Origin of the sequence: Marinomonas pontica (assembly GCF_026191375.1) — a bacterium.
GTDB lineage: Bacteria > Pseudomonadota > Gammaproteobacteria > Pseudomonadales > Marinomonadaceae > Marinomonas > Marinomonas pontica.
Genome location: NZ_JAODTL010000033.1, coordinates 1 through 19098, shown reverse-complemented (window position 1 = coordinate 19098; position 19098 = coordinate 1). Strand labels below are relative to the sequence as shown.

Sequence of the window (19098 nt, the reverse complement as noted above, 5' to 3'; positions counted from 1 at the left end):
TATCAAGCAAGGCTTGATAAGCGGGTAATCCATTCTTTCGTTAGTATTTCGACTAGCCCATATCGTCTTAAGGTCATGGCCTCTTCTAGGTAGCCAAAGTTTTCGTCTAGGTAGTCGTGCAGTATTTTATCTCTTAAGATAATAAGTGCTCGTATTTGCTCCGCCTGTTCGTAAGTAACGTCTTTATTTGCAACCAGCGCATTGAGTACTTCTTTGCGTGACGGGACTTCTGTTTTGTAATGATGTTCTAAAACGTATCGAGCTAAATCCAACATAGAAGCCACCAACAGCTGAAAAGAGTGCTCGATTACCATGATTTCGTCTTTGGAGTATTCTGTTGCTGCCGGTCTTTTCCTAAAGGTATCAAGGCGCTTTATCATCGCGTGTTGATGGTCATATAGGGAGTTTTCCCATTCTGAGTCTCTCATTGTGTTTTCGCCTTTGTGATCAAAAAGTAGCGTACTGGTTATGTCGTTCGCTACTTCTTAGTTTAGGTGAGATATTTAAAAAGGGAAAAGTTAGAAGGCAGAGAAGGGATAAAAAGCATATGAGCAACCGTATTCCACTTGGGTATTGGCTTTGATGTGCAAATAGCCTTGGCTTTCACAGGCGGCTAATAAGGCGCCAGAGCTTTGTTGAGAGTGAGCGTAGGCCAATCCATCGTCGCCGATTGAAACGCGGATAAATTCATCACGCTGGATTACTTTATGGCGATTAAATCCCGCATCGACAAGATAAGATGCTGGTCTATTGACTTTCTTTCCTGCACAAACGGAGAGTAATAAACGAGCAAACCAATGGTAAGTCACTAAAGTGGAACTTGGATTACCGGGCAAGCCTAGAAAAGGTACCCCATCCAGCGTGGCGTGGACTAATGGTTTTCCGGGCTTTATGGCAATTTTCCACAAGTGCACAGATCCCATTTTTTCTAGAACACCCTTTACATGATCTTTTTCACCTACTGAGACGCCGCCAGACGATAAGATAACATCTGAGCAAGCGATTAGATCTTTGAGTGCTGCTTCTGTTGCTTCTGGGGTGTCTAATGCGTGAATGCATCGGCTGACTTGATGGCCAGATTGAGCGACAAGTGCGCTTAACATTGGGCCGTTCGAGTTATAAATTTGTCCGACTTTCAGCGGTTGTCCGGCAGGAATCAGTTCATCACCGGTTGTCAGAAGTCCAACTCGCAATGGCAAGTAAACACAAACTTCAGTCAAGCCAAGACTCGATAAAAGACCAATGTGCATGGGCGTGAATGTGTCGCCAGCGAACATGACAGCCTGACCTTGGTGCATATCTTGTCCGCTTGGACGGACGTTATCACCTAAGGTTGGGGCGCATTTAAAGACAACCTGTTCACCGACTTGTTCTACCTCTTCCTGCATTACCACTGTGTCAGCGCCATCGGGCATGTTTGCACCGGTAAAAATACGAGCGCAGGTACCTGTCAGTAATGGCTGTGGAGGCTGTCCTGCCGCAATGCGTTGGCTGACCGTAAAGGCTTTGCCGGCTTGCCAATCCGCATAAGCAAAGGCATAACCGTCCATCGCACTGTTGTGGTGTGGTGGAACGTTCATCGGGGCATGAATGTCTTCCGCCAAAATGTGACCAACAGCGTCTGGTAGTGAAATAGTGTGGCGTGTCACACGACGATTGGCGCTTCGTTCGATTTCCTTCAAAGCGCTGTCAAAGGCAAGCAGGGTGGACATGAGGTTTAGCTCTCTTGCTGAGGAGTGATATACGGACCAATCAACATGCTGACAAAATTGCAGGGTGTGTGAGACGCATTCAACTGTTCTGCCAAAATGCCATTCCATGCGGTTTTACAGGCGCCGGTGGAACCCGGTAAACAAAAAATAAGGGTTTGGTTTGCTAGGCCAGCAATCGCACGTGATTGGATGGTTGAAGTGCCTATTTCGGTGTAAGAGATTTGTCTAAAGAGTTCACCAAAGCCTTCAATGGTTTTATCGAACAGTGGTGTCATGGCTTCCGGTGTGCTGTCTCGAGAATAAAAACCGGTTCCCCCTGTGATTAACACAACGTGGGTTTCTTCACTTGCAATCCAATGAGAGACCACCGCTCGCATTTGATACACATCGTCTTTCACTAAGCGCCTTTCTGTTAAGGTATGCCCAGCTTGGGTTAATAGTTCGATCAGCGCATCGCCAGAAGTGTCTTCGGCTAGAGTGCGAGTGTCTGAAACAGTCAGGACGCTGATGTTGAGTGGACGAAAAGGGGTGGGTGTTTTAGCCATGGTGCTTTTTATTATCCTCCTGTTGCGCTCATGAAGCGTAAGATTTGTGGCGCTTCATCAAGGTTGAAATGGTGTTGCTGAGGTTTTAGGGCAAGCGCATCAATAATGGCGCTTTCTAATGTTGCTGAGTGCGGATTAGTGTTTCGAATAATGCTTTTTAAGTCTTTTGAATGTTCGTTTCCGAGGCAAAGTAATAAGCGGCCTTCGGCGGTCAATCTGACGCGATTACAGGTGTCGCAAAAATTATGACTGTGAGGAGAGATAACCCCAATTCTATTCTCGTAGCCTGCCACGTGATAATACCGAGTCGGGCCGCTGGTGATCATTTGACTGGTGGAAAGCTGATAATGTTGGCTAAGCGTTTCGATCACCTCATCACTGGATAAATAGGTTGCAGCGCGATTATGATCAGAGATGATGCCAAGAGGCATTTCCTCTATAAAGCTAATGTCCATTTTGCGGTCTAAGGCAAATTGCGCAAGATCAAAAAGCTCATCGTCATTATGGTTTTTCAGCATGACACTGTTTAATTTAATGCGCTTGAAAGGACGTTGTGTCACGGCGTCAATGCCGTCGATTACTTGTTGGAATTTGTCTCTGCGAGTAAGCGCATAAAAGCGATCTGGTCTCAGGGTATCCAGACTGATGTTGATACGTGACACGCCGACATCAAGTAAGTTTTGCGCCATTTTATAGAGCTGAGAACCGTTCGTTGTGATGGTCAGTTCTTCTAGACCTTCTGTATTGGCGATTTGCTCCATAGCCCATAGAATATTTTTACGCACTAAAGGCTCGCCACCGGTGATTCGAATCCGTTTGGTGCCCAAAGCAATAAAGGTTTTCGCAACGCGAACAATTTCTTCCAAAGATAAAATATGATCTCTTGGTAAAAATGTGACTTCTTCGTCCATACAATAGGTGCAGCGAAAATCACATCGATCCGTGACGGAAATGCGTAAGTAATCTATCTTTCGACCAAATGGATCAATTAATGCTGACGTTGCCAAGAAACACATCCTATAAGTTAGACCTCCATCAAAGCAAAAAAATGCCACTTTGGCAAAGCTCGAGGACGGTTTCAGACGGAATCTTGGGGTTATTTCCAGTATATCGGCATTTGTGGTTCAGGCAGAGATGAAAAAAGCGGCATAATATTGTTAACACACAATGTAGGAGCATGACGGTGAATCAAGTTGTTAACCATCTAATTGGTTTATTGAAGTTAGAGCGGGTGTCGGCGACTCAATTTATTGGTCGTAGTCAGGACATAGGTTTCCCCAAGTTATTTGGTGGACAGGTAATTGGTCAAGGGTTGAGTGCCGCGACGCAAACCGTTGAAGGGCGTTTTCCACACTCTCTGCATTGTTATTTCTATAAGGCCCGGCGACTCGGCGCATCCGATTGACTATGATGTGGAGGTGGTTCGTGATGGGGGCAGCTTCAGTGTACGGCGTGTGATTGCTTCGCAATTTGGTAAGAGTATTCTGGCGATGACGGTCTCCTTTCATATTACAGAAGAAGGCTTGGATCATCAGGATGCCATGCCAAATGTTCCAGGGCCGGAATCCTTTAAGTCCGAATTGTCGCTGTATCGAGCGCATGCGGATGAAATTCCGAGCAAAGTGCGGGATTTATTTACTGCGGATCGGCCGATCGAATATCGTATTGTGGAAAACCAGAATCCATTTCGCCCGCGACCAGGTATTGCCAAGCGTCACATGTGGATTCGCAGTGTTGCGGCGCTACCCGATGACCCTTTGGTTCATCAGTCGATGTTGGCTTACACAACGGATTACGGTTTTATTGAAACGGCTCTGATGCCCCATGGGATTTCAATTGGTAACCCATACCTAAACCTTGCTAGTTTGGATCACGCTATTTGGTTTCACCGACCTTTTCGTTTGGATGAGTGGCTACTTTATGTGGCAGACTCGCCTTCTTCAAGCGCGTCAAGAGGGTTTGTCCGAGGACAAATTTTCAATCAAAAAGGCGAGTTAGTGGCTTCGACTGCCCAAGAAGGTTTGCTGCGTTATTCCCGTTAGTGCTGGCCGGTTATTCTTCTGACTGGGGGTTATGTTGTTGTAATGCCCAGACAATGTGTTCTTTGACTAGCTCAGAAGAATGAGGAAGTGCATCTTCTAGGGTCTTAATCGTCTCTGAGTTGGTGGGAGCATTGCCTAAAGCGACGGCAATGTTTCGGCGCCAGTTTTCAAATCCGGTACGTCGAATAGGCGAGCCTTCGGTGTTTTTCAAAAAGTTTCTTCGTTCCATTCGAATAATTCAACCAGATCAGCGGAATCCAGATTATGCTCGGGTTGAAAGTCATCTTCTTTGGTGTGTTTGGCGAACTTTGTCCAAGGGCAAACGAGTTGACAGTCGTCGCACCCAAAAATTCTATTGCCCATTTTGCTGCGCAACGCTTCCGGAATTGGACCTTTGTGTTCAATGGTTAAATAAGAAATGCACTTTCCGGCATCCAAAACCCATGGTTCAACAAAGGCATCGGTAGGGCATTGTGTTAGACAAGCTGTGCAGCTGCCACAATGTCGTGTTGCGGTTGGTTTGTCGACGGGAAGAGGTAGGTTAGTAAATATTTCACCCAGTAAAAACCAGCTGCCTGCTTTTGGTGTGAGGAGCAATGTGTTTTTACCAATCCACCCCATTCCTGCTTGCTCAGCAATTTGCCTTTCCAGAATAGGCGCGCTGTCGACGAATGCGCGATAGCCATGGTCGCCAACTTTTTGCTCTACTTTTTTTGCGAGTTGCGTTAGCCGTTTACGGATTAATTTATGGTAATCACGCCCTAGAGCATAGCGTGCGATATACGCTTTATCTTTGGTTTTTAGCCTTTCGACGGTTTCGACGGATTGCGGGAGATAATGCATACGAAGGGAAATGACACGGCGCGTTCCCGGGTGAAGTTGTTCGGGGTAAAAGCGCATGTCGCCATGGTTGGCGAGGTAGTCCATGCCAGCGTGGTATTGATTCGCCAGCCATTCGCTAAACTCGTCTTTGTATTGCGCTAAATCAGGCTCAACGATGCGTGCATCGGCGAACCCCAATTCAGTTGCCCATGATTTGATGTCATCAGCAAGTTGGCGTAATTCTTCTGGGCTGGCTAAAAACGAAGGAAGCAAGTAAACACCGATATATTGAACGCTAGGCCAGAGATAAGCCTAGCGAGAAGAACAAAAATTAGTATAGCTGAGAGTCGCCTTTTACAACGTCCATCAATAATTTGATGAATCGACGATCGGCTTCGGTGTGCTCTTCTTGAATCTTAATGGTGGTTTGGTTAGATACTTCTTCTGCAATGCGTTGGTAAGCATTTGGCTCATTGATGTTTTCTTTGGCGATGCGGACTAACTCTCCAGCCAATTCTGGGTCCATCAACATTTTACGAAAACAGCGTAAAAATTCGTCAATAATACGTTGTTGGTTGAGCTCATTTGCCATGGTAAAACTCCTAATCAAATTATGTCGCTATGACACCATGAAGCTGCTATTAGAGCAAGTTTTTATGCGCATATCACGTGCTTTAGTGTTGACAAAATAAGGCCGTGCCGACAAAATGAAGCGCTATATAATTCGACGACACCCTGTCGATGACTCCTTTTTATGGGCCACTAGCTCATCTCAATCAGATTCGTTCTGATAAGCACAAGCATAACGTGACGCAATATTGTCATTTTATGCTTCTCCTCGCGAAAAGACGCGGGCAGTGTAAAAACTGCGATTTCTTGCGTTTGAGTGTTTCTGACTTTTATCGAAATGTTTTATTTTTAAAAGTTACCTCAGTTAGTTTAGCAAACTTCGTTCTATCAACTTTAATCTGTTTGTCTTATGCGGTTACAATAGCCGCACTAATATTAAAAGAAAGATGAATACTATAGAGGGTAACAAGGTGGAGTTATTATCTGGTGGTGAAATGATCGCCCGCTTCCTCAAAGATGAGGGAGTTGAGTATATCTATGGTTATCCAGGCGGTGCCGCACTTCATATTTACGATGCATTGCATCGTCAGTCTGACGTAAAGCACATACTGGTTAGGCATGAACAAGCGGCAACGCACATGGCTGATGGCTACGCTCGTGCAACGGGCAAAGCAGGTACGGTTCTTGTAACATCAGGCCCAGGTGCCACCAATACTGTTACAGGTATTGCGACTGCGTATATGGACTCCATTCCGATGGTCATTATTTGCGGACAGGTAATGAGTTACCTGATCGGCGAAGATGCTTTTCAAGAAACGGATATGATTGGTGTATCACGCCCAATCGTAAAACATAGCTTTACTGTAAAGCACCCTTCTGAAATTCCAATGATCATGAAGAAGGCATACCACATCGCAAGCTCTGGTCGTCCGGGCCCAGTTGTGATTGATGTACCAAAAGACATGACCATGCCGGGGGACAAGTACGAATACAAATACCCAGAATCTGTCTCTATTCGTTCATACACACCGCCAACAAAAGGGCACAGTGGGCAGATCAAAAAAGCCGTTGAGCTTTTGCTTGCCGCTAAGCGTCCAATCATTTATTCCGGTGGTGGCGTTATCATGGGGGGGCGTCCGATTTGCTGGTTAAACTGGCGAAGTCTTTGAACGTTCCTGTTACCAATACCTTGATGGGGTTGGGTGGTTATCCAGGTACGGATAAGCAGTTTGTTGGTATGTTGGGTATGCATGGCGCATACGAAGCGAACATGACGATGCATCACAGTGATGTGATTCTTGCCGTAGGTGCTCGCTTTGATGACCGCGTTACGAACGATCCTGATAAATTCTGTCCTGGTGCGAAAATTATTCATATTGATATCGATCCGGCGGCTATTTCTAAAACCATTCGTTCTGATGTGCCAATTGTTGGTCCTGTTAGTCAGGTTTTGGACGAAATGTTGTCTTTGATTGAAGGTCAAAGCTCAAACACCGAAGCGCTTGTTGGTTGGTGGAAACAAATCAATGAATGGCGTTTGGTGCACGGTGGCCGATACGATACTAGTAGCGAGAAAATCAAGCCTCAGGCTGCGATTGAAGCGTGCTGGCGCGCCACTAAAGGTGATGCGTTTGTTGCGTCTGACGTAGGTCAGCATCAAATGTTTGCCGCTCAGTATTATAAGTTTGATAAACCAAATCGTTGGGTTAACTCTGGCGGTTTAGGCACAATGGGTTTTGGTCTTCCAGCTGCGATGGGCGTGAAGATGAATTTCCCTAACGAAACCGTTGTGTGCGTAACGGGTGAAGGCAGTATTCAAATGAATATTCAGGAGCTTTCTACCTGCTTGCAATACGGTTTGCCAGTTAAAATCTTGTGTTTGAATAATGGCTATTTGGGCATGGTTCGCCAGTGGCAAGATATGAACTATGAAGGTCGCTATTCAAATTCCTACATGGATTCATTACCTGATTTCAAGGTCTTGATGGATGCTTACCGTCATAAATACGTTGAGATTCGAACCAAAGACGAACTCGATGCCAAGATGGAAGAAGCGTTTGCAATGACAGATCAGTTGGTCTTCATTAACTGTTACGTGGACCCAGAAGAGCATGTGTATCCAATGCAAGTGCCACGTGGTGCGATGCGAGATATGTTCTTGAGCAAGACGGAGCGAACCTAATATGCGACACATTATTTCTGTATTGATGGAAAACGAGCCGGGTGCTTTGTCGCGAGTAGTTGGTTTGTTCTCTCAACGTAACTTTAACATCGAATCATTGAACGTAGCGGCGACAGACGATCCGACTTTGTCTCGTCTTACGTTGACGACATTTGGCTCTGATCAAGTGGTAGAGCAAATCACTAAGCAGCTTAATAAGCTGATTGATGTGGTGAAGCTGGTGGACTTGACCGAAGGTCAGCACATTGAGCGTGAATTGATGTTGGTGAAAGTTCGAGCCACTGGTGCTCAGCGCGCTGAAGTGAAACGCACTGTTGATATCTTCCGTGGCAACATTGTGGATATGACACCGTCTATTTACACGATTCAAATCGTTGGCGAATCTGATAAGCTGGATGGCTTCTTACAGGCACTGGGCGGTGCTCATTTGCTTGAAGTAGTTCGAACTGGTGTTTCTGGTATTGCTCGTGGTGAAAAGACTCTGTCTTTATAATCGTGCGCTATGTTTGACACTGTCATATGAGTAGTTTGAAAAAGCCGCGTTTGTTCGCGGCTTTTTTATGCCTGCATGAAGAACGTGAGGTGAGAGTTAAATGGACAAAACGAATTGGAAATTGATCAAATTATTAGAGCAAAATGGACGCTTAACCTATGCCGAACTGGGTAAGCTGGTTCACCTTACGGCACCAGCCGTCGCTGAGCGTGTAAAAAAATTAGAAGAGTCTGGGGTGATCACGGGCTACGGTGCAAAAATCAACCTTGAAAAGGTAGGGATCCCAATCACGGCGTTGGTGGAGTGCCAAGTTTACCGAACCAAAGAGCGTGAGTTTAAGGCGTTGGTGCTTAGCCTAGATGAAGTGATCTCATGTCACAATGTCACCGGCCCTTATGCTTTTGTATTGCGTGTGGCGGTTCGTTCAATGTCCTTGTTGGATGAGTTGTTAGAGCGCTTAATTGACCTTAGTGATACTAATACCATGATGGTACTCTCAACCCCAGTTTCTCGCGAAATGCCCACGAATATTGAAAAAGGGATTGAGTCAGAAATGAGTTAAGGTTGTTGAGCAAGCTCTATTGCGGGCTTAGTCTGGCGTGGCCATTGACTAATAATCATCCCTGTCATGATGAAGCCGCAGCCAACTAAAGCACGAGTGGACAGCGTTTCCTCCATAAATAACCAGCCGCCTAATACGGCAAACACCGCTTCAGAAGAAAGAATAAGAGCGCTGACACTTGGTGACACGTTTTTTTGTCCAAGCGTTTGCAATGTGAAAGCAATGCCTGACGACGCAACCCCTGCGTAGACCAATGGCCACCATGCCATTTTTATGTCTTCTATCGTGGGCGATTCTAATGCGAAAGCCGTCACTGTCGCCAATAGGGTCGCTACGAAAAACTGCACAATTGAAAGCGGTAAAGCGGATACATATCGGGACAAATAACCAATAAGCAATACGTGCCCAGTCCAAAATAAAGTGCCAAGTAATTCAATCGCATCGCCTTTATTGATGGCTAAGTTTGGTCCAACAGTCAGGCTGTACAGTCCGACCAATGCAAGAGCAACACCAACCCATGTGTGCTTTTCTGTTTTATGTCCCAGCAAAAGTCCTAGTATGGGAACAAAAACGATGTACATGCTGGTGATAAAACCCGCATTTCCTGCGGTTGTGTATTGCAACCCTATTTGCTGACAAGTAAATCCAAGAAATAAACAGCTACCAGCAGCCATACCTCCAACCCAAAGCTTTTTCTTCTCCTGCGCTTTGTTGGATTTGAATAAATACAAAAGGGGCAACAATGATAGTGTCGCGAGTAAAAACCGAACGGCATTAAAACTGTGAGGCCCCAAACTTTCCATGCCAACACTTTGGGCGACAAATGCGAATCCCCAAATAGCAGCGGTTGTCCATAATAAAAGGTGAGCGATTGACATAGTTACCCTCTGGGCTGTGTTGTTGAAGCCGTTATTTTAAAGGGTAGTGTCGAGAGCCCACAGCGTGAATAAAAGGGCTTTTTATGCCTTTGCTTTGTTTAAAAAGGCAAATCTATGAATTTTCTTCTGTATCAAAGGTCAGTAAATGATGGATTTTTATACACCTTATTTTATTCACTTGTTGAACAATAAAAAGCCCAAGCAATGGGCTGACATTTTGTAAATTTGTCGGTAAAGTGGCGCTCCATTTTTGACCAAATCGAGTCAAAATTAACAAACCTAAAACGGTATAGACAAAAATGACATTCAGTGTGTGGTTAGCAACAGCCCCTTTATTAATGTTGCTTTCATTAGGGCCTGGCCCCAATAATTTTACCGCGATGCACAACGGTATTCAGGTAGGCGCTACAAAAGCTGTGATTGCCGTCGTTGGTCGAAACCTTGCATTTAGTATCTTGATGCTGGTTTCTGCTTTAGGTTTGGGCGCTATTATTGTGTCTTCTACCTTTTGGTTTAGCGTGATCAAGTGGTTTGGTGTCGCTTACTTGTTTTATGTTGGCATTAAAACGTGGCGCAGTGCGGCCGTTGTGCTTGAAGAACACGAAAGTGAAGTAGGAACTAAGGCAAAGCGTGGAAATTTGGCCAGAATGCGCCAAGAATTTTTGGTTGCCATTGGCAATCCTAAGGCCGTTTTGTTGTTTACGGCTATTTTTCCGCAGCTGCTGGATCTTAGCCAACCCGTACCAATGCAGTTTTTCTGGATGGGACTGACTTTTTGTTTGACTGAGTTTATTGCTGCTTACGTGTATGCCATGAGTGGTAAGCAAATTCGTCGCTTAATTCGCAGCCCTAAAGGCATGAAAAACTTAAATCGCGGTATGGGCAGTGTGTTTGTTTTGGCGAGCGCATTTTTAGCAACGGCTACCCGAGCTTAAGACGTACATTATTTTAAGCAGAAATAAAAAAGGTGGCGTATTGGCCACCTTTTTTTGTTCAAACTCAGTACAAATGCTTAGCTGTGTTCTTTTAGGAACTCTTCGCTAAGGTACAGTTCTTCATTGCTGTTTACTTTTACATCACGATCTAGAATCATTTTTGCGATTTCTTGCGCTTCTTCTAGGGAATGCATCTCGTAAGTGCCACATTGGTATTCGTTTAGTTCTGGAATGTCAGATTTGGCTTTAACTTTTAATACGTCTTCCATAGCGGCTTTCCAAGATGCCGCCACGGTGTCTTCCGAAGGTGTGCCAATTAGGCTCATGTAAAAACCAGTACGGCAACCCATTGGTGAAATATCGATAATTTCAACGCTGTCACTGTTTAGGTGCTCACGCATGAAGCCCGCAAATAAATGTTCTAGGGTGTGAATGCCTTTCTCTGAAAGGATTTCTTCGTTTGGAACGCAGAAGCGTAAATCAAATACAGTAATGTCATCGCCTTTGGGCGTAGACATGGATTTGGCTACACGTACTGCAGGTGCGTCCATGCGCGTGTGGTCGACACGAAAGCTGTCTAATAATGGCATAAAATCTCTCCTATTGAACTCAACGAACTTATCGTTGTTTATAAATGGTGATATTAATTGCTGTTATTGTACATGAAGTTTCGAGCCTTTGATCGGGCTTTTTGGTGATCTCAAGTGTTCATAGCTGAGTGCCAAACAAAAAGCGACAACGGCGAACAACATGCTCTTACCAATAAACAGAACCATGACGCCACAGCTTATTAGTGCGACAGCAGCCAACCATTGAGCCATGCGATTCACCAGCTTAAATGCCGCAATGCAGGTGAGCGTGTAAATAAGTAAAAAGCTGCCATTTGTCATTTCAATAAACCACGACATTTTCCAGCCCGATAGTTCTGAGAACACGATGGAAAGTAAGGTCACAACACCCACTAATAATACCGCTTTTGCTGGAGAGCCATTTTTATTGAGTTCGATAAACGTTCTCGGTAGCGCCCCTTGTTGTGCCATGGATTGAATCATGCGTGAAAAGCCTAAAATGTAGATGGCAACATTCGCGAACGCGATGATGTAAGCGCCTAATGCGAAGAGTCTGCTGCTTGTTTCACCCACTAGCTTACTTACAAGCAATGCCAATGACTGGCTGTTAGTGATTTCGTCGCCATAGGTCTGGTGCCAAGCGATGAGCAGCACTAAACTCAAATAAGCAAGAATGACGATGATAATGCCGCCTAGCAAGGCAATAGGGAAGTCTCTGGTTGGGTTTTTAAATTCGGCCCCCATGTGGGCCATGACTTCAATCCCCAAAAAGCACCAAAATATTACGCCTGTGGCATACAGGGTTTGTTGCCATTCTGGTGCAGTGGTAGGCGCCGCTATCACTTGACGGCTATCAATGACATTGCCAATGGTGCAAAGCCATAAAATGGTTCCAATCATAATGATGACAATGCAGGTTTGAAAGCGAGCTGATGTTTGCATGCCGACAATAGCAAACAAAAGCATCCCCGCTAGAGTGAGCAGGCTAAACGCTAAAATCCACTGGTCTGAGGTTTTAAATATGATGGTCAGATAGGCTGCCGCGACTTTGATGGCCACAGCAGGCCCCACTAAGAGGATACTTAAAAACAACCAGCCTACGGCTTTTTCATAGCGGCCACCAAATGCTCGCCCGATGTAATGAGAGGCACCGCCAGCGGAAGGGTATTTCGAGCCCAACAGAGCAAAGATAAAGGCAATAGGGATGACCAATGCTGCGGTGATTAACCAGGCATAAAAGGCAAAAGATCCAGCCTGTGAAACGGACATTGCTGGTAATATCATCAGGCCTGTGCCGATGAAGGTGGTTACTGTCATTGCGATGCCCTGTAATGGGCCCAGCGTTTTTTTGTATTGGGTCATGAGTTTGCCTTTATTAAGCTGTTTTTTATCGTCGCTAAGGATAAAATACGCGCGGTAGAAATACGCTATACAAGTTGACCTTTTTAGGGCGCACTTTGTCGGAATAACCGTCAAGTTGAATGACAAATAATAAAAGAGGATTTTGAAGTGGCGGATCATTACGATCAAAAGATATTGGCGTTATTGGTGAGTGATGCCCGGCTTTCAGTATCTGATATTAGCCGTCAGGTAAATTTATCCCGTTCTGCCGTCACTGAGCGTATTAAGCGAATGGAAGATAACTGCACTATTACGGGATACCATGCTCATACCTCCGTATCAAAAGAGGAAGGGGTTACTGCGTATTTGGCTCTAACATTCCGTCCTTTGTCTTGTGATCTTGTGCAGCCTTACATCGAAAGTATTCCAGAAATAAAAATGGCGCATTCAATCAGTGGTGATTTGGACTTAATGTTATTGGTTCAAACACATTCTATGTCTCGGTTAAATGCCATTCGCAGTGAAATGGACAGCTGGCCAAATCTTGATAAAGTTGTGACTCACATGTGTTTGGCAAATCGCGTGGATCGCTGGTAAGTAGCGAACGGTAAGCAAAGAAGTAAAAGTATTTTTGTTCTGTGCATTGTGGCTTTGTTTTATAACTGATTGAATGGTTAATCAATGTTATAGACATGACTAAGTGGGGTTGCGATCTGAAAGGGTTCAAGTTCAAAGAGCGCTGGTCTAACAACGCAAAATCATACGATGATCTGCTGATTTTGGCTGTGCTTGGCACGGTATGTGGTTTGTTTAGCGGGTTGTTGATGGCGTTTTTTTACGCGGTTATCTATGTGCCTGTGCGCTATATTATGGCGTCTGACTTTGATGCTTTCGAATCACTTCCTGTTGAATGGCGTGTGGGCCTGTCCGTTTTTCTTGTGCTGTTCTTGCTATTGTCTTTTTGCTTTTGCCATCTCGACTCCATAAAGTCGGCGTGCCTTATGTGGTGGAGCGACTGAATTACCATCATGGGAACCTGCCAATTGGCAATGCTGTGGTGCAATTTTTTTCAGCGGCGATAGGGTTGGCGGGTGGACTTTCGATCGGTAAAGAAGGGCCAGCGGTTCATATTGGCGCTACTTTAGGCAGCTATTTGGCTGAAAAGGCTAAGTTGCCACAATACGGTGTTGAAACACTTTTGGCCTGTGGTGTTGCTGGGGCAATTTCGGCTATATTTCAAACGCCATTAGCGGGTGTGCTGTTTGCCTTTGAAGTGATTTTTTTCGAATATCGCCAACGTTATGTTCTCCCCGTTTTGTTGTCCTCGGTTATTGCCACTTTGGTCAGTCACAATATTATTGGTCCTCTGCATATTTTTAGCATTGACGCCATTACGTCTCTGTCGCTTTCTTTAGATTTGTTTTTTGCGTGTTTTGTCTTGGTTGTATTTATTGTGTTTTTATCTGCGGTTTTTTTGCAGACACAGAAAAATTTATGGCGTTTAAGTTCGCTACCTGTGTGGTTGCGGTTTGCATTGGTGGCGCTGGCTACGTCACTGGCGGCGGTCTATTTGCCTGAAGCCTTAGGGAGTGGCTACTTGTCGCTTAGTCGCTTATTAACAGGGGAGTTGGTGGTATATTCTCTGCTTTTATTGATTTTTGTGAAAACAGTATTAACGGCTTTAACAATCGGTTTGGGTATTCCTGGTGGCATGATCGGACCTACTTTTATCATTGGTGGTTTGACGGGGGTTATGTTGCCCTCATGTTCGACAGCACTGTGATAGATATTGCGTGGTTTGCCTTGATCGGGATGGCGGCCATGATGGCGGCGTGTTTTCAGGCGCCATTAACGGCGTTGGTCGCGATTATTGAAATGACGCATTCTTCGCAAGTGATTGTGCCGGCTTTGTTTGTGATTGTATTGGCTTGTTTATTCATGCGAGTTTTCTTTCATCAGGAGTCTGTTTTTGTCGAGCGTTTGCGCTTTATGGGAGTGTCTTCGAATATTAGCGCCTTTCAACGCTATCTTAGACATCATACGATCAAGCCTGTGGCGGAAGAGGTGGTGTTGCTTCCCATGATTGTGCCCATTGAGAGAGTAAAAGATTTAGCGTCAAGTATGGTAGACTATGTCGTTTTTAAAAACGAAGATGAATGGCGTTTAGTGCGTCGAATTGCCGTTCTTGATGTCGTACAAACATTAGATATAGGGCCGCAAAAATGGCTTGTTGTGTCGAACGATAAGGTGTCGATGAGTTTGGATAAGGCGCTAATATCCTCTGATATTACTGTTATCGAGGAACCGTCGTCTTTGGAAACCGTGTTAAGTTGGTTTCAAAAAACAGGTCAATCCGATGTATTGGTGTCTTTACCTGGCTCTTCTTTTTGTTTGGTTTCTCGACATCGTCTTGATCAGTTTTTATTGGAAAATGACGAAGAATAATGCTTTTACACTGACGTAGTTCGTTGAGTATTGACGTTTTTATGAGAGTGGACCTTTTGATTATTAAAGGTCACTTGCTTTTTACATGATTAGTTACGGGATTTGAAAAATATGAGTCGTTCTGAAGATCTATACACACGCGCCCAACACCGAATTCCTGGAGGAGTAAACTCCCCAGTGCGAGCTTTTAATGGTGTTGGTGGAACGCCTATTTTCTTCCAGCGTGGGGAAGGGGCTTATGTATACGATGAAGATAAGAAACGTTATATCGACTACGTTGGCTCATGGGGGCCGATGATTCTAGGTCATTCTCACCCAGATGTTTTGGATGCGGTAAGGCAGCAGCTTGACTTTGGTTTGAGTTTTGGGGCTCCAACAGAGGTTGAGATCACCATGGCTGAAAAAGTATGCGAACTGGTTCCCTCTATGGATATGGTGCGTATGGTGAACTCTGGAACAGAGGCGACGATGAGCGCCATTCGTTTGGCTCGAGGTTATACCGGACGCGATAAAATCGTAAAATTTGAAGGTTGTTATCATGGACATTCTGATTCATTGCTCGTAAAAGCAGGCTCTGGTGCATTGACGCTTGGCGTGCCTAATTCTCCAGGTGTTCCTGCTGATTTGGCTAAACATACAATTACATTGCAATACAATGATATTGACGAAGTGACTCGCTGTTTTGCCGAAATTGGGGATCAGATTGCTTGTATTATTGTTGAGCCAGTTGCTGGGAATATGAATTGTATTTTGCCGGTAGAGGGTTTCTTGGAAACGTTACGCAAAGTCTGTGACGAGTCTGGCGCGGTGTTGATTTTTGATGAGGTTATGACTGGCTTTCGTGTGGCACTCGGTGGGGCGCAAGAGCATTTTGGTATCGTTCCTGATCTTACAACACTTGGTAAAGTTATTGGTGCAGGTATGCCGGTTGGTGCTTTTGGTGGTAAACGCGCCATCATGGAGTGTATTTCTCCATTAGGTCCGGTATATCAAGCAGGTACATTGTCAGGAAATCCTGTGGCTATGGTGGCGGGTCTGGCGGTTTTGAACAAAATTACGGAAGAAGGCTTTCATCAAACCTTGGGAGCTAAAGCCAGTCGACTGGTCTCGGGTCTTAAAAAAGCCGCGGATGAGGCTGGTGTCCCTTTTTGTGTTGTTAGTGTTGGGGGGATGTTTGGCTTTTTCTTTACTGAGGCGGAAGCGGTTAAAGGCTTTGCTGATGTACAGAAGTGTGATCTAGAGAAGTTCAAAGCCTTCTTTCACTTCATGCTTGAGGAAGGTGTGTACTTTGCTCCAGCGGCGTTTGAAGCCGGGTTTATTTCTCAGGCTCATACTGAGGAAGATATCGATTACACAATAGAAGCCGCTAAGCGTTCTTTTGCTAAGCTGGTATAAATGATTTGTGAATGGGAAGGTTAATGGTATGTCGACAGACGATATGAAAAAGTCACCGGTTGATGAGATAGAAGATATTGACGTGGGCGATGATAAAAAACAACCTCATAAAGGTGTATATCTACTGCCTAATTTATTTACAACGGCAGCACTTTTTTCAGGTTTTTATTCCATTATTGCAGCTATGAATGAAAACTATGCGAATGCCGCTGTGGCGATTTTTATATCCATGTTGTTTGATGCGTTAGATGGGCGAGTTGCTCGTCTAACACATACACAAAGTGCGTTCGGAGCAGAATACGACTCGCTAGCCGATATGGTTTCCTTTGGTATTGCACCGGCGTTAGTGGTATTTACTTGGTCATTGGCGCCGTTGGGTAAAGTGGGTTGGATCGCTGCGTTTATTTATGCTGTTGGTGCGGCGCTTCGTTTGGCTCGATTTAATACGATGCTTGGTGTTGAAGAGAAGCGTTACTTTACTGGCCTACCCAGTCCGGCCGCGGCGGCGATTGTGGCTGGGATTATTTGGGCCGCGAATGATAAAGGTGTATCTGGCGAGACTCTGGCAACGATGATGGCGTTGATTGTGCCATTGACCGGTTTGTTGATGGTGAGTAACGTAAAATATCGCAGTTTTAAGGACTTAAACTTGAAAGGTAGAGTGCCATTTGTTGTTCTGTTGATTGCTGTTTTAGTTCTTGTGTTGATTGCGCTTGAGCCGGCATTGTCCTTAATGTGTGTTTTTTGTTTGTATGGTTTGTGGGGACCACTTGGGATTGTTTTCAAACGATTGCGTTAATGCTTAGGTGTTGCCGTTGCAATTTTAGGAAATGATTTTGAACTAGCAGCGTGTGTCCTTGTCAATATTTCTTCTATTAGAAAGGGGACACGCTATGCTAATTTTCACTCGAAAAGCCTCTGATTGCTCCGAATCAGAGGTCACAGATAAATCTGTGTATTTGAATCGTCGTCAATTCATGAAGACCACTGGTGGTATTGCATTAAGTGTTGGGGGAATTGGCCACGTTAGTGCCGCGCTTCAAGACAGTAGTCCCCTTTCTCCACCTTCATCTCTGCAGTCTTCTTTCAATAATATTGCCGAAACTTCATTCGGGAAGGAAGATAAATTATCTCCTTATGACGTTGCCACTTCATACAATAATTTTTATGAATTCGGGTATGGAAAAAGTGATCCTAAAGATAGAGCCAGTCAGTTCAAAACGACACCCTGGACGATCACGGTCGAAGGTGAGGCGGGGAAGACGGGTACTTTCGATATTGAGGACATTATTAAAGAGTCCATGTTAGAAGAGCGAATTTATCGCCTTCGTTGTGTGGAGGCGTGGTCAATGGTGATTCCTTGGGTTGGTATTCCTCTTGCAACCGTTCTAAAAAAATTTGAACCGACCTCAAAAGCAAAATATGTTTATTTCGAGACTTTGTATGACCCTAAGCAAATGCCAGGTCAGCGAGGTGGTGGCCTAGATTGGCCGTATCGAGAAGGGTTGCGCATTGATGAGGCGATGAATCCTTTGGCTTTGCTTGCTGTTGGTATGTATGGAAGTATATTGCCAAATCAAAATGGTGCGCCAGTGAGACTGGTTTTACCATGGAAGTATGGGTTTAAAAGCATTAAATCTATTGTGAAGATTCGCTTTGTTGAAACCATGCCTGAAACGACATGGAGTATGTTGGCTCCTAATGAATATGGCTTTTATGCGAATGTGAATCCGAATGTCGATCATCCTCGCTGGTCTCAGAAACAAGAACGTCGTTTGCCCGGTGGCGTTCTTTTTCCTAATGTCATTGAAACAAAAATGTTTAATGGTTACGAAGAGGAGGTTGCTTCTATGTATGCCGGTATGGATTTGAAAAGGTTATATTGATATGGCTGGATTTTGGGATCGGAAAGAAAAACCATATGTTTTAGTGGTCTTTGCTTTGCCGTTTTTATGGATGTTAGTGTCTTTGCTGTTGGGGCAGTACTTTCCAGATCCTGGAAAGCTATTGATGAGATTGAGCGGTATATGGGCTTCCGTTTTTATTGTTGCTGTTATGGCAATGACGTTGGTTGGAAAAATAAAAGCGCTAAAAGTGGTTAATCGTTACCGCCGTTTCATCGGGTTAACGGCTTTCTTTTATGGTTTGCTTCACTTTTTGATTTATTTGGTTTTATTTGCTGGGTTGAGTTGGACTTGGATTAGCTCGGATTTGGTTGAAAAGCCTTATATCTATGTAGGTGTAATGGCGTTGTTTGTTATGGCTGTTCTTGCTATTACCAGTACCAAAGGAATGGTGCGTGCATTAGGTAAAAAGTGGAAGCCTTTGCATCGCTTGATGTATATTGCGGCTATTGGAGTGGTTGCTCACTTGTGGTGGCAGGTAAAGGATGACATTTCTCTGGCTGTTTATTTTTCTGCATTTTTAATTCCTTTGTTAATCGTAAAAATTCCTTCCTTGCCAAGCTACAAAAAACTTTTTTATAAAAAATGAAAAAGAGCTTGCGCTGAAAATTTTGGAATGTATTATACGCACCCACTGACACGGACAACAACGCGAGCCTAGGTTTGCGGATCACTAAGGTGAATGAGTTGAACGACACGTCAA

19 protein-coding genes and 3 pseudogenes are annotated in these 19098 nt (G+C 44.6%); 13 read left to right on the top strand and 9 right to left on the bottom strand.

Going from position 1 to position 19098, the window contains the following annotated elements:
• Positions 1-2: 2 nt before the first annotated feature.
• From N5P32_RS07435 to moaA, 4 genes are all read right to left on the bottom strand, one after another.
• Positions 3-428, bottom strand: coding sequence for a HepT-like ribonuclease domain-containing protein (locus N5P32_RS07435; RefSeq protein ID WP_265728467.1), 426 nt, complete (start codon positions 426-428; stop codon positions 3-5).
• Between the two features lie 90 nt (positions 429-518).
• Positions 519-1712, bottom strand: a complete 1194-nt coding sequence (locus tag N5P32_RS07430; protein ID WP_265728466.1) for a molybdopterin molybdotransferase MoeA — start codon at positions 1710-1712, stop codon at positions 519-521.
• A gap of 5 nt (positions 1713-1717) precedes the next feature.
• A complete protein-coding gene (gene moaB / locus N5P32_RS07425; RefSeq protein WP_265728465.1) occupies positions 1718-2257 on the bottom strand; it encodes a molybdenum cofactor biosynthesis protein B in 540 nt (179 codons plus the stop codon).
• An 11-nt stretch (positions 2258-2268) separates the two neighbouring features.
• Positions 2269-3273 carry a GTP 3',8-cyclase MoaA gene (moaA, locus tag N5P32_RS07420; RefSeq protein WP_265728464.1) on the bottom strand — a complete coding sequence of 335 codons (1005 nt, stop codon included), beginning with the start codon at positions 3271-3273 and terminating at the stop codon, positions 2269-2271.
• Positions 3274-3440: 167 nt separating this feature from the next.
• On the opposite strand from moaA, the gene N5P32_RS18190 reads away from it, so the two are divergent.
• Together N5P32_RS18190 and N5P32_RS07415 are read left to right on the top strand one after the other, a co-directional pair.
• Complete coding sequence (locus N5P32_RS18190; RefSeq protein ID WP_409371088.1) at positions 3441-3662, top strand: acyl-CoA thioesterase; 222 nt, start codon at positions 3441-3443, stop codon at positions 3660-3662.
• 13 nt (positions 3663-3675) lie between these two features.
• Positions 3676-4299 carry an acyl-CoA thioesterase II gene (locus N5P32_RS07415; protein ID WP_409371087.1) on the top strand — a complete coding sequence of 208 codons (624 nt, stop codon included), beginning with the start codon at positions 3676-3678 and terminating at the stop codon, positions 4297-4299.
• Positions 4300-4309: 10 nt separating this feature from the next.
• On the opposite strand, the pseudogene queG reads toward N5P32_RS07415, so the two are convergent.
• Both queG and N5P32_RS07405 read right to left on the bottom strand, forming a co-directional pair.
• Positions 4310-5394 (bottom strand): annotated as a pseudogene (gene queG / locus N5P32_RS07410) (tRNA epoxyqueuosine(34) reductase QueG).
• Between the two features lie 58 nt (positions 5395-5452).
• Positions 5453-5713, bottom strand: coding sequence for a hypothetical protein (locus tag N5P32_RS07405; RefSeq protein ID WP_265728463.1), 261 nt, complete (start codon positions 5711-5713; stop codon positions 5453-5455).
• Between the two features lie 448 nt (positions 5714-6161).
• Here N5P32_RS07405 and N5P32_RS07400 point away from each other — a divergent pair.
• The 3 genes and pseudogenes from N5P32_RS07400 (at position 6162) to N5P32_RS07390 (ending at position 8928) form a co-directional block, all read left to right on the top strand.
• Positions 6162-7873, top strand: a pseudogene (locus N5P32_RS07400) (acetolactate synthase 3 large subunit).
• Between the two features lies 1 nt (position 7874).
• The gene (ilvN, locus tag N5P32_RS07395; protein WP_012069034.1) at positions 7875-8366 is read left to right on the top strand and encodes an acetolactate synthase small subunit; all 492 of its coding nucleotides are present in this window, start codon (positions 7875-7877) and stop codon (positions 8364-8366) included.
• A 100-nt stretch (positions 8367-8466) separates the two neighbouring features.
• On the top strand, positions 8467-8928 hold the full coding sequence (locus N5P32_RS07390; protein WP_265728462.1) for an Lrp/AsnC family transcriptional regulator: 462 nt from the start codon (positions 8467-8469) through the stop codon (positions 8926-8928).
• On the opposite strand, the gene N5P32_RS07385 is transcribed toward N5P32_RS07390, so the two are convergent.
• Positions 8925-9806, bottom strand: coding sequence for a DMT family transporter (locus tag N5P32_RS07385; RefSeq protein ID WP_265728461.1), 882 nt, complete (start codon positions 9804-9806; stop codon positions 8925-8927). The two genes, N5P32_RS07390 and N5P32_RS07385, sit on opposite strands and share 4 nt — an antisense overlap.
• Before the next feature lie 299 nt (positions 9807-10105).
• Here N5P32_RS07385 and N5P32_RS07380 point away from each other — a divergent pair, with 299 nt between their 5' ends.
• Positions 10106-10741, top strand: a complete 636-nt coding sequence (locus tag N5P32_RS07380; RefSeq protein ID WP_265728460.1) for a LysE family translocator — start codon at positions 10106-10108, stop codon at positions 10739-10741.
• Between the two features lie 77 nt (positions 10742-10818).
• On the opposite strand, the gene luxS is transcribed toward N5P32_RS07380, so the two are convergent.
• Both luxS and yjeH read right to left on the bottom strand, forming a co-directional pair.
• Positions 10819-11331: an S-ribosylhomocysteine lyase gene (gene luxS, locus N5P32_RS07375; RefSeq protein WP_265728459.1), complete on the bottom strand. Its 513-nt coding sequence runs from the start codon at positions 11329-11331 to the stop codon at positions 10819-10821.
• A gap of 63 nt (positions 11332-11394) precedes the next feature.
• Positions 11395-12672 (bottom strand): L-methionine/branched-chain amino acid transporter, encoded by a 1278-nt coding sequence (gene yjeH, locus N5P32_RS07370; protein ID WP_265728458.1) that lies wholly within the window; start codon positions 12670-12672, stop codon positions 11395-11397.
• Positions 12673-12819: 147 nt separating this feature from the next.
• On the opposite strand from yjeH, the gene N5P32_RS07365 reads away from it, so the two are divergent.
• The 7 genes and pseudogenes from N5P32_RS07365 (at position 12820) to N5P32_RS07335 (ending at position 18984) form a co-directional block, all read left to right on the top strand.
• A complete protein-coding gene (locus N5P32_RS07365; RefSeq protein WP_265728457.1) occupies positions 12820-13248 on the top strand; it encodes an Lrp/AsnC family transcriptional regulator in 429 nt (142 codons plus the stop codon).
• Between the two features lie 95 nt (positions 13249-13343).
• Positions 13344-13670, top strand: a complete 327-nt coding sequence (locus N5P32_RS07360) for a hypothetical protein (RefSeq protein ID WP_265728456.1) — start codon at positions 13344-13346, stop codon at positions 13668-13670.
• A pseudogene (locus tag N5P32_RS07355) lies at positions 13562-15096 on the top strand (chloride channel protein). Before N5P32_RS07360 ends, N5P32_RS07355 begins: the two are co-directional and overlap by 109 nt.
• 111 nt (positions 15097-15207) lie before the next feature.
• Positions 15208-16491 (top strand): glutamate-1-semialdehyde 2,1-aminomutase, encoded by a 1284-nt coding sequence (gene hemL / locus N5P32_RS07350; protein ID WP_265728455.1) that lies wholly within the window; start codon positions 15208-15210, stop codon positions 16489-16491.
• A 28-nt stretch (positions 16492-16519) separates the two neighbouring features.
• Positions 16520-17290 carry a CDP-diacylglycerol--serine O-phosphatidyltransferase gene (gene pssA / locus N5P32_RS07345; RefSeq protein ID WP_265728454.1) on the top strand — a complete coding sequence of 257 codons (771 nt, stop codon included), beginning with the start codon at positions 16520-16522 and terminating at the stop codon, positions 17288-17290.
• Positions 17291-17384: 94 nt separating this feature from the next.
• The gene (gene msrP, locus N5P32_RS07340; RefSeq protein WP_265728453.1) at positions 17385-18377 is read left to right on the top strand and encodes a protein-methionine-sulfoxide reductase catalytic subunit MsrP; all 993 of its coding nucleotides are present in this window, start codon (positions 17385-17387) and stop codon (positions 18375-18377) included.
• Position 18378: 1 nt separating this feature from the next.
• Positions 18379-18984, top strand: a complete 606-nt coding sequence (locus tag N5P32_RS07335; RefSeq protein WP_265728452.1) for a protein-methionine-sulfoxide reductase heme-binding subunit MsrQ — start codon at positions 18379-18381, stop codon at positions 18982-18984.
• The last annotated feature ends 114 nt before the right edge of the window (positions 18985-19098 follow it).